The sequence below is a fragment of the Streptomyces sp. NPDC058665 genome (genome assembly GCF_042714995.1).
Lineage (GTDB): Bacteria > Actinomycetota > Actinomycetes > Streptomycetales > Streptomycetaceae > Streptomyces.
Genome location: NZ_JBHXRX010000013.1, coordinates 128,105 through 143,785, shown reverse-complemented (window position 1 = coordinate 143,785; position 15,681 = coordinate 128,105). Strand labels below are relative to the sequence as shown.

The window sequence follows — 15,681 nt, the reverse complement described above, 5'->3', positions numbered from 1 at the left end:
CAGTTTGGGCGGCCACCGTAGGTATGCCTGCTGATTACCGGCAATGTCATATTTGTCTGACCATCAGGATGTGACGAGGTAATGGCCGACCTGGATCCGCCGAGGTGTCACGGGCACGCCGGTGACCGCCGTCGGTGTCATGTAAATCTGACATGGCTGGTGGCAGGTCTCCTCGCGTAGCTTCAGTCACCCCGACGAGCTCCGCAGGGGGACATCTCATGAGCACGCAACAGGTGGCCGCGGGTCCGGCCACGCGGCGCTTCGCCGTCATCGGCATGGCCGGCAGGTTTCCCGGTGCGCCGGACATCGACCGGCTGTGGGGCAATCTGCTCGACGGCGTGGAGTCCCTCACGGAGCTCACCGAAGAGCAACTCCGCGGCAGCAACGTGCCGGAGAAGCGCATCGCCAACCCGCGCTATGTCCGGCTCCGGCCGCTGATGGACGATCACGAGGGCTTCGACGCCCCGTACTTCCGGTATCTGTCGCGCGAGGCCGACATCGCCGACCCACAGCATCGGATCCTGCTGGAGGTCAGCAACTCCGCGCTGGAGAACGCCGGTTACGACCCCCGGCGCTACAGCGGCACCGTCGGGGTGTTCGCCGGAAGCAGCCCCGACCGCTATCTGTTCTCGAACGTCTACGAGAACGACGCGGTGCGTGCCGCGGTCGGCACCATGGCCATCGAGGTCGGCAACGCCCCGGACTATCTCGCCACGCGTGTCGCCTACTCACTGGGACTGGACGGTCCCGCCATCTCCCTCTACACCGCGTGTTCCACCTCCCTCGTGGCCATTCACTCCGCGTGTCAGTCCCTGGCGAGCGGCGAGTGCGACATGGCGCTCGCCGGCGGCGTCAGCCTCCAGTTCCCGTACTTCACGGGGCAGGAATGGGCGGAGGACAGCATCTATACGCGGGACGGCCACGTCAGGGTCTTCGACGCCGAGGCGAGCGGAACGAACTTCGGCAGCGGGGCCGGGGTCGTTGTGCTCAAGCGGTACGAGGACGCGGTGGCCGACGGCGACCACATCGAGGCGGTGGCGATAGGTTCGGCCGTCAACAACGACGGAGCCGCGCGGACGGGGTTCACCGCACCGGGCCACGACGGACAGGCCGCCGTCATCACCAAGGCGCTCGCCGCCGCCGGGGCGCACCCCGACAGCATCGGGTACGTCGAGGCACACGGCACCGCGACCGCCCTGGGGGACCCGACCGAGGTCGCGGCCCTCACCTCCGCCTACCGCCGGGCGGGCAGCGCCGCCACCCAGAGCATCCCCATCGGCTCGCTGAAGGGGAACATCGGTCATCTCGGGCCCGCCGCGGGCGTGGTGGGGCTGATCAAGGCGACGCTGGCGATCCGGCACGGTGTCATTCCGCCCGTCATCAATTTCAGCAGCCCGAATCCCCGTATCCCCTTCGCCGATTCACCGTTCTTCGTCAACACCGAGAGCGTGTCCTGGGCCGGCGACGGATCACCGAGGCGTGCCGCGGTCAGTTCCTTCGGGATCGGAGGGACCAACGCGCATCTGATCATCGAGGAGCCGCCGGCCCAGGAGCCGGCGACCGGGGCGGGCCGGCGGGCCACCGGGTCGTACGAAGTCCTCCCGCTGTCCGCCGCGAGCGAGGAGGCGCTGGCCGCGGTGCGCGGCCGGCTGGCCGAGCGGCTGGGCACGGACCCGGCGCCCGAGCTGGCGGACGTCGCCCACACCCTTCAGGAAGGCCGCCGCCCGAGCCGGCACCGTACGGCGATCGTCTGCCGGGACACGGACGAGGCGGTCACCCTGCTGAGCCGTACGGGCGGCCGGGCCCCCGTCCTGGCGCGCCGGGACGCCTCGGTGGCCTTCCTCTTCCCCGGGCAGGGCGCCCAGAGCCTGGGCATGGCCGCCGGGACGTACGCGTCCGAACCCGTCTTCCGCGACACCGTCGACGAGTGCGCCGACCTCCTCGTCGGGCACCTCGGACTCGATCTGCGGACCTACCTGTGCACGCGGCCCGAGGACTCCGGGGCCTCGGCGGAGATGAGCGAGCGGCTGCGGCAGACGGAACTCGCCCAGCCCGCGCTGTTCGTGACCGAGTACGCGCTGGCCAGGCTGTGGGAGAGCCGGGGCGTGACACCCGCCGCCCTGGTCGGCCACAGCGTCGGTGAGTACGCCGCCGCCGCGCTCGCGGGCGTGTTCTCCCTGCCGGACGCCCTGCGGCTGGTCGCCCTGCGCGGCCGGCTGACCCAGGCCATGCCGCCGGGCGCGATGCTGGCCGTGGAGCTCCCGGAGAGCGACCTCGCTCCTCTGCTGACCGACGAACTGAGCCTCGCCGCGGTCAACGGGCCGAAGGCGTGTGTGGTCGCCGGTCCCGACAGCGAGGTGGAGCTGCTGGAGGAATGGCTGGGCACCCAGGGCGTACGGCGTCGGCGGCTGGTGACCTCGCACGCCTTCCACTCGGCGATGCTCGACCCTGTCGTTCCCGAGTTCCGCGCGGTGATGGCCGGGACCGAACTCCACCCGCCGCGGATCCCCATGGTCTCCACCCTCACGGGCCGGCCGCTCGACGACGACCGGGCCACGGACCCCGGCTACTGGGCCGACCAGCTGCGGGGCACGGTGCGCTTCGCCGACGCCTGCGCCGCCGTCCACGGCCCTGGGGTCGTTCTCCTGGAGGCCGGCCCTGGGCAGACGCTGACCACGCTCGCACGGCAGTGCCTGCCGTCCGGCGCGGCTGTCGTACCCTCGCTGCCGCCCGCCGGGTCCGAGCGCCCGGAGTCGCGGACGCTCACCGAGGCCGCCGGACTGCTCTGGTGCCACGGTGTCGACGTCGACTGGGCCGCGGTGCGCGGCGCCGGGACGCGCCGGCGGATCGCGCTCCCCGAGTACCCGTACGAGCGTGCGCGCCACTGGGTGGAGCCGGACCCGGACGTGAGCGAGGAGCTGCCCGCCGCCCCGGCCGAACCGGCCGTGCTCGACGCCGCCGACGCGACACATCTGCCCGTCTGGCGCCGGCGCCCCCTGCCCCCCCGGCCGTCGTCGGCGGCCCTGTCCGGGGACGGCCTGTGGCTGGTGCTGACCCATGGCGAAGGCCCCGCCGAGGAGTTGGCCGCGGCTCTTGAGGGACGCGGCTCGCGGGTGGTACGGGCGGTGCCCGGCGACACCTTCGCCGCTCTCGGCGAGAACCGGTTCACCATCGACCCGGGCAGCCGCGCCGACTACGACGCCCTGCTCACCAGCCTGCGCGCGGGCCCCGGCCACCCCACCGCCGTGCTGCACGGACTGACCGCCGGGGCCGCCTCCGCCGATCCGTTCTCGGCCGAGGAGACCGAGCGGGTCCGCACCACCGGTTTCGACAGCCTTCTGTTGCTGTCCCAGGCGCTGTCGCAGGCCGGGCCGGATCTGACGGTGGACATCCGCGTGCTGACCACGGGGTCGAGCGACGTGACGGGCGGCGATCCGGTGGAGCCCGCCAAGGGCCTTCTGCTCGGCCCGTGCCGGGTCATCCCGCACGAGTCACCCGCACTCGGCTTCCAGCTTCTCGACCTCGACACCGCGACCCCGGGCGGGCGTCTGCTGGACGAGGTCCGTACCCCCGTCACCGATCCTCTGGTGGCCTACCGCACGGGCCGGCGCTGGGTCGCCGACCACGAGCGGGTCACCCTGCCCGAGCACACCGAGATCCCCCGCCTGCTGCGGCGGCGCGGTGTCTACCTCGTCACCGGCGGGCTCGGCGGCATCGGGCTGGAGACGGCCAAGGAACTGGCCCGTACCGTGGCCGCGCGGCTTGTGCTGGTGAACCGCACCGCGCTGCCCGAGCGAGCCTCCTGGGACGCCCATCTCGCGGAGCACGGCCCCGGCGACGAGGTCAGCCGCCGCATCCTGAGCGTCCGTGAGGTGGAGGAGCTGGGCGGCGAGGTCCTGATCGCGGCGGCGGACGTCGCCGACGAGAAGGCCATGCGCGAGGTCGTCGACGCCGCCCGGGACCGGTTCGGCCGGTTCCACGGGGTGTTCCACGCGGCCGGTGTGCCCGGCGGCGGCCTCGCCGCGCTGCGTACGCCGGAGCAGGCCCACGCGGTGTTCGCCCCCAAGGTCGACGGCACCCTGGTGCTCGACCGGCTGCTGGGCGACGAACTGGAGGTCATGGTCCTCTTCTCCTCGATCGTGTCGGTCTCCGGTGACTACGGTCTGGTGGACTACTGCTCCGCCAACGCCTTCCTCGACACGTTCGCGCAGGCCCGCCGCGGCGCGGGCGCCTGCCACACCGTGGCCGTCAACTGGTGCGGCTGGACCGAGGTCGGCATGATCGGGAACACCGCCGACGCCGCGCCCGAGATCTTCCGCCGTCTCGAACAGGGCCTGGCCCCCGCCGATGAGACGCCGACGGACCATCCGCTGCTCGGCGGGAGAGCGGACCGATCGGAGGACGAGACGACCTTCACCACCGTCGTCACTCCGGACTTCCACTGGGTACTGGCCGAACACCGCATGGGCGGCGCGGCCGTCTTCCCCGGCACCTCCTACATCGAGATGATGTGCGCCGCCCACTGGGAGCTGACCGGGCCGGGCCCCGTCGAGCTGACCGATGTGCTCTTCAGCCGCCCGCTCGCCGTCCAGGAGCCCCGCGAACTCCAGGTGCGGGCACGCCGTACCGGCGCGGGGACGTACGAGATGACCGTACGCAGCCGGTCCGTCGGGGTGGACGAAGGCCGCTGGCAGCACCACGCCATGGGTGTGGTGGCCGGACACCCGGAGGACGACGGGCCCGCGCGGCGGGATCTGGGCGCTCTCCGCAAGGAGTACGAACACGTCTGGACACCGGACTCCTACCAGCAGCCCGTCGCGCTGGTGGGCTTCGGACCGCACTGGCCGGTGATCGAGAGGTTCCATCTGGGCGACGCGGGACACCTGGTGTCGCTGAGGCTTCCCGAAGGCCAGGACGAGGACCTCGGCGACTTCGTCGTGCATCCCTCACTGCTGGACGGGGCCACCGGGCTGAGCATGTTCCTGCCCGAAGTGATCGAATCGGGCGGCAGTTACCTCCCCGTCGGCTACCGGAGGGTGGTGGTGCGGGAATCCCTCTCCGGCCGGCTCCAGAGCCATGTGCGGCCGACCGGGCAGGGGGACGACAGCGCCAAGGCGACCTTCGACATCGGCATCATGGACGAGAACGGCCGCGAGATCGTCTCGGTCGAGGAATTCACCATCCATGTGTTCCAGGCGGACGAGCTCGCCGGGACGGTTGACGCGGCGGCGGACGCGGCGCGGGCACCCGAGCCCACGGGCCGGCCGGTCCCCGCGGCGACGTCCGGCGGTGTCACGCCCGGCGCTGTCACGCACGGCGCGGGCTCCACCGACACCGGTCCCGCCGAGCAGCTGATCGCGCCGGGGGAAGGCCTCTCGCTCCTGTGGCGGGTGCTGGCCGCCCAGGACGAGAACCGGTACGTCGTCAGCCGCGAGCCCCTGGCGGCACGGGCCGACCGTATCGCCCGGATGTCGGCCTTCATCCAGTCGTCGGGAAGCAGCGATCTCGCCGGCCGCCCCCAGCGCAGAGAACCGTCCCCGGCCACGGGCGAGTCGCCGGCCGAGCAGGCGACCAGCACCGAGAAGAAGCTGACCGAGCTGTGGCAGGACGCCTTCGGCATCTCCCGCGCGGGTCTCGACGAGGACTTCTTCGACCTGGGCGGCAACTCGCTGGTCGCCGTGCAGCTCGCCGTAAGGATCAGGGACACCTTCGGAGTCAACGTGCCCGGGGTCGCGGTGCTGGAGTACCCCACCGTCCGTGATCTGGCCCGCCGGGTGGACGAGCTCCTCGCAGAGACGGGTTCCGCCTGACATGGCGTCCCCGGTGATCATCATGACCGAGGAACAGAGATGTCACTGACAGACGAATTCGTCGCCGCCGGCCTCTTCGGAGGCGGCGGCGACGCCCCCACCCCCGAACTGGCGACCGTCTACTCGTACGCGCTGAGCGTGGGCGGCCTCGTCCCCGGGACCGAGGCGTCCGTCGCCGACCGGACCGGGCTCACGACGCAGGCCGTGCTCACGGCCGTCCACCATCTGCGGCGGCTCCATCTGCTGCGCGAGCGGCCCGGACAGGAGCCGCCCGTCCTGGTGCCCGTGGATCCGGACGCGGCGTCGTCGTCGTTGATCCTGCCCATTGACGAGGAGGTGCACCGGCGTCAGGCGACCATCAGCCGGCTGCGACAGGAGCTGAACTCCTTCCACTCCCTCTACGCGCGGACCCGGCCGCCCCGCCCGCTCAGCGACGATCCGCCCCCGCTGGTGGAGTTGAACGACGCCGTCGAACTGGCCGGCCACGTGTACGACGCGGCGCACCACTGCACCGGCACCTACGTCTCGTTCGTTCCCAACAGCTGTCTGAGCGACCTGTCGGCCTCGCCCGAACAGGACGCCGGGTGGGAAGCGGAGGGATCGGTGCCGGCGGTCGCGGGAATCGAGGGCATGCTGGCGCGCGGCGTGCGGGTCCGGGTGCTGTTGCAGCACGCCGCCCGCTCCGACATCCGGGCGAGGAAGGTGTTCGGCCGGCTGCTGGCCTCCGGAGCCGAGATACGCACGACGGACCAGCTTCCCCGCCAGCTGATGATCTTCGACACCGACATCGCCTTCACCCTGCACGACGAATCACGGCAGCGGGACACGGCGGCGCCCGCCGGCGTGATGATCAGGAGCACGTCCGCGGTCCGTCTGCTCCTCGACATGGTCGACTCCACCTGGACCTGCGCCCATCCGTACGCGACGGCGACGGACGCCGAGGGCCATCGGCGGCTGGTGGAGGACAGCCTGCACAGGACGATAGTCCGGCTGCTCTCCGAAGGGCTCACCGACGACGCCGTGGCCCGCCGCCTCGGTGTCTCGGTACGGACCTGCCGCAGGTACATCGCCGCGGTCCTGCGGAACCTGGACGCGGTCAGCCGGTTCCAGGCCGGTGTCCGTGTGGGCGCCGGCTCCTCGCCACCGCCGCCGTACACGCCTCCGGCGAGCTGACGGCCGGCACCCCGGGGCACCCCCGCGGGCACCCCGACCGGTTCCGGCGGGGCCGGGCCTCACCCCGGCCCCGCCGGCTCATGCCTCCCGGCCCGCCACGGCCCCGTCGATCTGGGACGCCAGGCCCCGCACGGTCGGGTAGCCGAGCAGCGCTGTGACGGGAACCGGGACCCGCAGTTGGTCACGGGCCTGGGCGATCAGCTGGATCGCCATGACCGAGTTGCCGCCGAGCCGGAAGAAGTCGTCGTCCGCACCGACCTCCTCCAGCCGGAGCACACCGGCCCAGATCTCCGCCAGGGTCCGCTCGGTGCCCTCCTTCGGAGGCGTGTACGGGGTGGAGATGTCGGGGCGCGGATCACGTACTCCGTCGTCCTCCTGACCGGAGCCGTCGTCCGGCCGGACCACCCACTGTTCGTAACGCGCGCCGAGCGAACCTGTGGAGATCACCAGGTGCTCCACGTCGTCGACCGCCGCGACCGCGCGCTCGAAGACCTCGACGGCGTACTCCGGAGCCATGTCGAACTCACCGGGGTGGGTCGGATCCTGGACCTCCGGGCGCCAGGTGTCCCAGTTGACGGTGAGCCACCTGCCGTCCTTCTCCGCGCGCTCGGCCAGAGCCAGCGAGTCGAGAGCGGCGTTGGCGGCGGCGTACGGCCCGAGCGCCAGACCGCCGAGGACGGCGGAGAGCGAGGACAGCGTGATCACCGGGACGTCCCGCCCGTCGAGGGCCTCGCGCAGGGCGTGGAAACCGCCGACCTTCGCGGTGAAATGCGAAGCGGACGCCGCCCGGTCGACCATATGGGCCGGGCCGAAGGCCTCGGGAGCGGAGACTCCCGCGCCGTGCACGACCAGATCGAGACGGCCGAAGCGCTCCGTGGCCGCCCCGACGGCCGCCCGCATCGCCGGGCCGTCGGCCACATCGGCCCGGACCACGAGCACATCCGCACCCGCCTCCGTCAGCGCCGACAGCTCCTTCACGTACCGGTACGCCTTCGATGACGGGTCCTCCGCCTCGGCGAGATACGCCTTCCACCTGTCCGGCTCCGGCAGCGCGGTCCGCGCGGTGAGTACGACGGCGCATCCCCGGACAAGCGTCAGATGCCGGGCCAGGATGAGACCGACATGGCCCAGTCCGCCGGTGATCAGTACGACGTCTCCGGGCCGGAGCGGGCTCCCTGTCCGGTCCGTGGGCGGCAGAGGGCGGGGCTCATGGACACGGACCCATCGTTCGGTGCCGCGCAGCGCCACGGGACCCTCGTGCGGAGCGGCCACCTCGGCGAGCACCGCGTCCGCCTGCCGCCGCAGTCGGGCGGGGTTGCCGGCCGGTCCGACGTCGACGTGCCGGCACACCCAGCCGGGGTTCTCCTGGGCCAGAACGGGAAGCAGGGCGGCCAGCGCCGCCTGCGCCGCATCCTTCGGCGGCGAGCCCGCGATCTGTACGGAACCCCGGGTCACCGCGAGCAGGTTGAGGGCCTGCGACGGCGCGTGGGCGGCCAAGGCGCCCACCAGGACACGGACCGTCTCGAAGCCGTGCCGCAACCGCTCGTCGAAGGAGTGGCCGGTGTCCGGGGCCAGCGCGTGCACGACATGGCGCGGCGGCGTGGGAAGAGCACCGATCAGCCGGTGGGCGTCCTCCTCGTCACCGGGCCGGAAGACGAAACCGTGCTCGGCGTCCCCCTCGAAGGAGTCACCCGGGCGGGCGACCACCACATCCCCTTGCTCGTCGCGTATCCGCTCGGCCAGCTCCTCGCCGAGCCGGTCCGACGCGAGCACCAGCCAGGGGCCAGTCGTGTCGCCGGTCCCGGACGCCTCGGCGGGGCCCGCGTGATGCCGGCGCCACGCCGGCACATAGGTCCAGCGGCTGAGGTCGTCGGTCCGGCCGGTGTCCTCGGCCGGAGGGCCGAACAGGCCGTCGCCGACGGGGCCCACCCAGTACCGGCGGCGCTGGAAGGGATAGGCAGGCAGCGGCACGCGCCGTCTGCCTTCCCGGGCGACGGCGGTCCAGTCGATGTCCGCCCCGGCCGTCCACAGGCGTCCGAGCACACCGAGGAACCACGCTTCGGGGTGCTGACCGGCGTCGGGGCGCAGGACCTCCCGCGCGCTGTCCGCCGCCGGTGTCCGTCCGTCGTCGCCATGGCGGCACCCGAGCCGGCCCAGCGCGTCGAGAAGGCCGCGCCTCGCGGCGTCCGGCGTGGCGAGGGCGGGCGCGGCCGGGACGATCTTCCCGATGGCCTCCGCGAGCCCCTCCCACCACTGGTCCGGCGCCGCGAGCGCACTCTCCGGATCGAGGACCGCGACCGGTTCCCGCGAGCTCTCCTCCACGGCGGGCCAGTTGTCGGTGTCCGCCAGGGCGGTACGGGCCTGCGCCAGGTCCGCGCACAGGAAGGCGCGCCGGAGCGGGAAGAGCGTACGGGACTGCTGGAGGGTGAAGGCGACGTCACCGAGATCGAGGTCGGACCGCGTTTCGAGACAGTCGGCCAGATCGCGGGTCGCCTGGTCCAGGGCGGTCTCGTCCCGCGCGGACAGCACCAGCAGATGGGCGGCCGGGGCGCGTACCGCCGGCCGTTCGATCGTCGGAGGTTCTTCGAGCACCACATGGGCGTTGGTGCCGGCGAGCCCGAAGGAGCTGACCCCCGCCCGTCGTGGGTGCCGCTCGTCGGGCCAGGGCTGGTCCCGGGTGAGCACGGTGAATCTGCCGCGCTCGGCGGCCAGGGTGGGGTTCGGGTTCTCGTAGTCCGGGGTCGCCGGCAGCACCTTGTGCGAGAGGGCCATGGCGGCCCTGATCAGCCCGGCGGTGCCCGAGGCGCGGTCCAGGTGCCCGATGCTGGGCTTCAGCGAGCCGAGCACCACGGGGCGTTCCATGACCTTCGGGTAGGCACGGGCGAGCGCGGCAAGTTCGATGGAGTCCCCGAGCTGGGTACCGGTGCCGTGGCACTCGACGTAACCGATGGTCTCCGCCGGGACACCCGCGAACGAGATCGCCTGCTCCATGACCGCGGTCTGTCCGTCGACGCCCGGAGCCGTGAAGCCGGCACAGGCCCGGCCGTCGTTGTTGACGGCCGAGCCGAGGATCACCGCGTCGATGTGGTCCCCGTCGTCGATCGCCTCGGACAGCCGCTTGAGCAGGACGGCGGTGACTCCGCTGCCGTTGACGCTGCCGCGGGCACCGGAGTCGAAGGTGCGGACCTTCCCGTCCGGGGACAGGATGCCGCCTTCCTGGTAGACGTAACCGACTCCCTGCGGCAGCGGGATGAAGGCACCGCCGGCGATCGCGGCCTCGCACTCGAAGTTCAGGAGGCTCTGTACGGCGAGGTGCACCGCCACCAGAGAGGTCGAGCAGAACGTCTGCACCGTCATGCTGGGGCCGTTGAGACCCAGCTTGTAGGAGGCGAGGGAGGCGAAGGAGTCCCGCTCCAGGCCGGTCGCCATCATCAGCTCACCGCCGGGCTCGGCCAGGAGCCGGGGCGCCACATGACGTATGTAGTCCGGGTACCCGGAGCCCGCGAACACCCCGACCCGGCCCGGCATCCTGGTCGGCGGGTAGCCGGCCCGTTCCAGCACCTCGTAGGAGCATTCGAGGAACACCCGGTGCTGCGGGTCCATCATCTCGGCCTCAAGCCGGCTGAAGCCGAACAGACCCGCGTCGAACTCCTGGGCCGCCTCCAGCGGACCCGCGACCCGCACGTACGACGGGTCCGCGAGCTGCGCCGGACCGACACCGGCGTCGGCGAGCTCCTCCTCGGTCAGCGTCCGCAGCCCGGAACGGCCCGAACGCAGGTTGTCCCAGAGCTGGTTCACGCTTCCGGCGCCGGGAAACCGTCCCGCCATGCCGATGACAGCGACGGCGGCGTCGTAGTCGACCTCGTTGCCGGCCTCATTCATCGTTGTCTCCTCCTCGGCGGCTGCCGCGCCTGCGCGCCAGCTGCTGCTGCCTCTGCTTCGCCCGCTCCTGAGCCTGTGCCGACGCCGGTTCTGCCGTCGCTCCGTCGCTCTCCGGGGCGGGTACGGCGATCGCCGCCAGTGTCGCGACCGTGGGTGCCTGGTAGATCATGTGCGCGGGCAGATGGTCGAGTTCCAGCGCGCTCCGGACGGCGGCGACGATGCCGACGCCCAGCAGGGAGTTGCCGCCGAGGTCGAAGAAGTTGTCGTTGATGCCGACCTTCTCCACACCCAGGGCGTCCGCCCAGGTGTCCGCGATCACGGTCTCGGTCTCGGTGCGCGGCGGGACGTAGGGGCTGGACAGCTCGGGGCGCGGATAGCGGGTCTGGCCGCGCCCTTGCCGTGCGCCGGCCTGGATGTCGTTCATGGTGTAGTCGCGGCTGCCGCTCACCATGACGGAGAAGTCCTGGGTGGACACGAAGAGATGGTGCTCGGGCCTGGCCAGGGCCTGGTGCAGGGCGTGCCATCCTTCGTCGAAGCTGATGCCGAACCGGGCGCGGTGCTCCTCGTAGAAGGCCCGCAGAACGGGTTCGTAACCATCCAGGCCGGACTTCCAGCCGTTGTACTCCCACTCGCCCCAGCCGATCGCCATCACATTCGTCCCCGGCAGCGGATCGCTGCAGGCGTAGGCGTCGAGAAAGGCGTTGGCCGCGGAGTAGTCGGCCTGCCCGAGGGCACCGGTCACGGAGGCGACGGAGGAGAACAGGAGCAGGAAGTCAGGAGGAACGGGCAGGTCCCGTACGGCATCGGCCAGCGCGAGCGTCCCGGCCACCTTCGGGGCCAGCACCCGGTCCACGTCCTCCATGGTCTTGAACTGCATCATGCCCACGCCGGGCACACCGGCGGCATGGATGACACCGTTGAGTTCACCGAACTCCTTCACCGCGGCGGCCACCGCCTGGGCGGCGTCACCCGGCACGGAGACATCGCCCGCCACCGTCACGAACGCGCAGCCTGCGGCGTCCAGCCGCAGCAGCCCCTCGATACGGCGGCGTACCTCCTCCGTCGCGGAGGGATCGGCGAGAACGGCACTCCACTGCTCGCGCGGTGGCACCGGGGTCCGGCCCATCAGGACCAGACTGGCCCGGTACTCCGTGGCCAACCGTTCGGCCATGGCCAGACCGATACCGCCGAGACCGCCGGTGACCAGGTAGACGCCGCCCTCCCGGAGACCGGTGTCGAGCGCCGGGAGGTCAGTCGCCTCCGGCAGGTCGAGGGCGCGGAAGTCCCAGGTCCACGCCCGGCCGCCGCGCAGCGCGACCGTCTGGTTCCCCGGCTCGGTGCTCAGCTCCGTGATGAGCTGCCGTACGGGGGCGGGCTCGCCGAGCGGCAGGTCGACCGAGCGCAGGGTGACCCCCGGGCACTCCACCGGGATGATGGTGCACGGTCCGAGGACCGCGGCCCGTTCGGGACGGACGATGTCGTCCTCCGTCATCTGGTGGGCCCCCGCCGTGACGACGTCGAGCTTCCAGGGGCCGAACCCGACCTCGTGCGAGGCGCGTGCCAGGGCGATGAGTGTGTGGACGCCACGCCGCACGGTGTCATCGGCCGTGCTGTCGCGCAGGGTCCACAGGTGCACGACCCGCTCGGGGAGCCGGTCGCGCTTCTTGAGCGCGGTGAACAGCTCCAGCATGTCCTGGGTGTTGCCGGGCCTGATCCAGTAGGTGTCGCCGTCCTGGGCGAAGCCGTCTCCGGGGCGTACCAGCGTGACGCGCCTGCCGTCGTCCGACAGTTGCCGGCTCAACTCGCCGAGGATCCGGTCGCCGTCGCCGTCGTCGGTGAAGACGGTCCACTCGGTGCCCAGGTCGGCCATCGGCGGCAGCGGCGGGCGCTGTTGCCAGACGGGCAGATGGATCCAGCGCGACTCCGGCAGCAGCGGCAGCTCTTCGATCCCCTCGACGCCCTCGTGCGCGGGGCCGCCTCCGAGGGCGCCGGCGGAGGACGCCGACGACTCGGCGCCGAACCAGTACTCCTGGCGCTCGAACGGGTAGGTGGGCAGGGGGATCCGGCCGGGTGTGAAGTCGCGGCCCTTCTTGTGATACGCCTCCCAGTCGAGGTCGACCCCGCTCAGCCACAGTTCCGCCAGGCCCTCGGCGAGGGAGTGGTCGTCGTCCCTGGCCTCGGACGCCGCGGGCAGCGTGGAGACGATCAGCGGCCAGCGGGAGCGGTCGCAGTCGGCGTGGGAGCGGGCCATGGCACCCAGCGACCTGCCGGGACCGATCTCCAGCAGCACGGTGTCCTCGCGCTTGAGGAGGGCGGCGAGACCGTCCTCGAACTCCACCGGCGAGCACATGTGGCGGGCCCAGTATCCGGGGTCGGTCACCAGGTCGGCAGTCATCTCCGTGCCGGTCACGTTGGACAGACACGGACGGTCGGGGGCGTGCAGCGTGATGTTCTCGGCCACCCAGCGGGTCAGTTCCGCCGCCTTGGGCGCCAGCATGCGGGAGTGGAAGGCGTGCGTCGTACTCAGCTCGCGGCAGACGACGTCCTTCTCGCGCAGTTCCCGCGCCAGCTCGCGTACGGCGTCGGTGGGGCCGGAGACCACGCTCTGGCCGGGCGTACGCGCTCCCAGGTCGATGCCCCTGTCGTGCAGGTCGGGCACCCGCTCCCGCAGCTGAGCCGGGCTCAGGCCGACCGCCATCATGGAGCCGCCGGGCAGTTCGGAGATGAGTTCGGCGCGGTGGGCCACCAGCCGCAGGGCGTCGGACAGCGACAGCACGCCGGCCAGGCACGCGGCCACGTACTCCCCGACGCTGTAGCCGAGGAGGGCGGTCGGCTTGAGGCCCCAGTCCATCAGGGTGGCGGCCAGCGCGTACTCGGCGACGAAGACCGCGGGCTGGGCGACCCGGGTGTCGCCGAAGGGGTCGTCGGCGCCCGGCTCCGGTGTCCCGCGGCCCATCAGCGCGGCCAGGTCGCCGCCGCCCGCCGGTGTGTCGCGCGGGGCGACGAGCGGGGTGTGGACGTCGACATCCGTGTACTGGGCGAGGAGCCGCACACAGTGGTTCAGATGCCGGCGGAAGACGGGCTCGGTCCGGTACAGATCGCCGACCATGCCGGAGTAGTGCTCGCCCACACCGGCGAAGATCAGGGAGACCTCACGTCCGTGGGTGTTGTCGGTCCTGGCCAGCACGCCGGCCTTCGCGGCGGACTCGCCGGTGAGGGCCGCGGCGCCCGCGGAAGCGGAGTCGGTGACGCACACCCGGCGGTGCCGGAAGAGGGAGCGTCCGACCTGGAGGGTGTAGGCCGCGTCGCCGAGTGCGGGGCCGCCGGACTCGGCCCGCAGCTCCTCGGCGAGCCGGGTGCCCTGCTCCCCGGCGGCGGACTCGGTCTTGGCGGACAGCGGCAGGAGATGCCAGCGCCGGGGGTCCACGGGGCGCGGACGCGGGTCCGGTGCCTCCTGAAGGACCAGATGCACATTGGTGCCGCCCATGCCGAGGCCGTTGACACCGGCGATCCGGGGCCGGCCGGGCTGCTTGCTCCAGCGGACCGGGTCGCCCGCGACGTAGAACGGACTGCGGTCGAAGCCGATCTCGGGGTTGGGCTTCTCGAAGTTCAGGGAGCGCGGGATCTGGTCGTGCCTGAACGCCTGCACGACTTTGATCAGCCCGGCGACGGTGGCGGCGCGGTCCAGATGGCCGATGTTCGTCTTCACCGAGCCGATCGCGCAGTAGTTGCGGTCCGTCAGCTCCTGGCCCGTCCGGGCGAGCTCCGCCGACTTGAAGGCGCGGGCGAGGGCGGCGACCTCGATCGGGTCGCCGAGCTGGGTGGCGGTACCGTGAGCCTCGACGTACGAGACGTCCCGAGGGGACACATCGGCGTCGGCCAGAGCCGCCGAGACCGCGGCGGCCTGTCCCACGACGCTGGGCGCGGTGTAACTGAACTTCGAGGCACCGTCGTTGTTCATGGCCGAGCCACGGATCACCGCGAGCACGTTGTCCCGGTCGGCGATCGCCTGGCGCAGCCGTTTCAGTACGACCACGCCCGCGCCGTCACCGAAGTTGCCGCCCTGCGCCTGGGCGTCGAAGGTCCGGATACGGCCGTCCGGCGACTCCATGCCGCCCTCGAAGTACATGTGGCCGACCCGGTCGGGGACCCGGATGCACACTCCGCCGGCCAGCGCGATCTCGCACTCGTCACGCCTGAGGCTCTGGCACGCCAGATGCATGGCGGTCGCGGAGGTGGAGCAGAAGGTCTGGACGGACACCGCGGGACCCGTGAGGTCGAGCCGGTAGGCGATGACGGTGGACAGGGCGTCCTTGTCGTTGCCGATCATCAGCTCGTACGGGTCGAACTCATGCGTGTGCGGACCGAAGAGCCGGCTCATCATGTACATACTGACGTTGGCTCCGGCGAAGAGACCGACCCGTCCCCGGGAATCCGGGCTGCCGTAACCGGCGGTCTCCAGCGCCTCCCAGACGCATTCCATGAATATCCGCTGCTGGGGGTCGGCGATCTCCGCCTCGCGGGGGCTGTAGCCGAAGAAACGTGCGTCGAATCCCCCGATACCGTCAAGGACAGGACGCACCTTCACATAGTCCGGGTGCTCCACCATTTCGCGCGGGACGCCGGACTCGATCAGTTCCTCGTCGGTGAATTGCGTGAAGGATTCGACGCCGTTCGCCAGATTCTCCCAGAGGAGGTTCGTGTCCGGGGCGCCCGGAAAGCGCCCCGACATGGCGATCACCGCGATGTCGTGGTCACGTATCAAATGTTCCAACGTCCCGGTTCCCCTCGCACACCCTGCCCGACAACGGTCGAT

Annotated in this window: 4 protein-coding genes; 2 read left to right on the top strand and 2 right to left on the bottom strand. The window is 71.7% G+C overall.

Annotated features, from left to right (window positions below):
• Positions 1-218: 218 nt before the first annotated feature.
• Positions 219-5,810 (top strand): SDR family NAD(P)-dependent oxidoreductase, encoded by a 5,592-nt coding sequence (locus ACFWV8_RS11250; protein ID WP_384199826.1) that lies wholly within the window; start codon positions 219-221, stop codon positions 5,808-5,810.
• Between the two features lie 39 nt (positions 5,811-5,849).
• Positions 5,850-6,983, top strand: a complete 1,134-nt coding sequence (locus tag ACFWV8_RS11245; protein WP_384199824.1) for a helix-turn-helix domain-containing protein — start codon at positions 5,850-5,852, stop codon at positions 6,981-6,983.
• A gap of 78 nt (positions 6,984-7,061) precedes the next feature.
• Here the strand turns inward: ACFWV8_RS11245 and ACFWV8_RS11240 are convergent, their stop codons facing one another.
• Both ACFWV8_RS11240 and ACFWV8_RS11235 read right to left on the bottom strand, forming a co-directional pair.
• Positions 7,062-10,865: an SDR family NAD(P)-dependent oxidoreductase gene (locus tag ACFWV8_RS11240; protein WP_384199822.1), complete on the bottom strand. Its 3,804-nt coding sequence runs from the start codon at positions 10,863-10,865 to the stop codon at positions 7,062-7,064.
• Complete coding sequence (locus tag ACFWV8_RS11235; RefSeq protein ID WP_384199820.1) at positions 10,858-15,639, bottom strand: SDR family NAD(P)-dependent oxidoreductase; 4,782 nt, start codon at positions 15,637-15,639, stop codon at positions 10,858-10,860. The genes ACFWV8_RS11240 and ACFWV8_RS11235 overlap by 8 nt, the downstream gene beginning before the upstream one ends.
• Positions 15,640-15,681 lie beyond the last annotated feature (42 nt).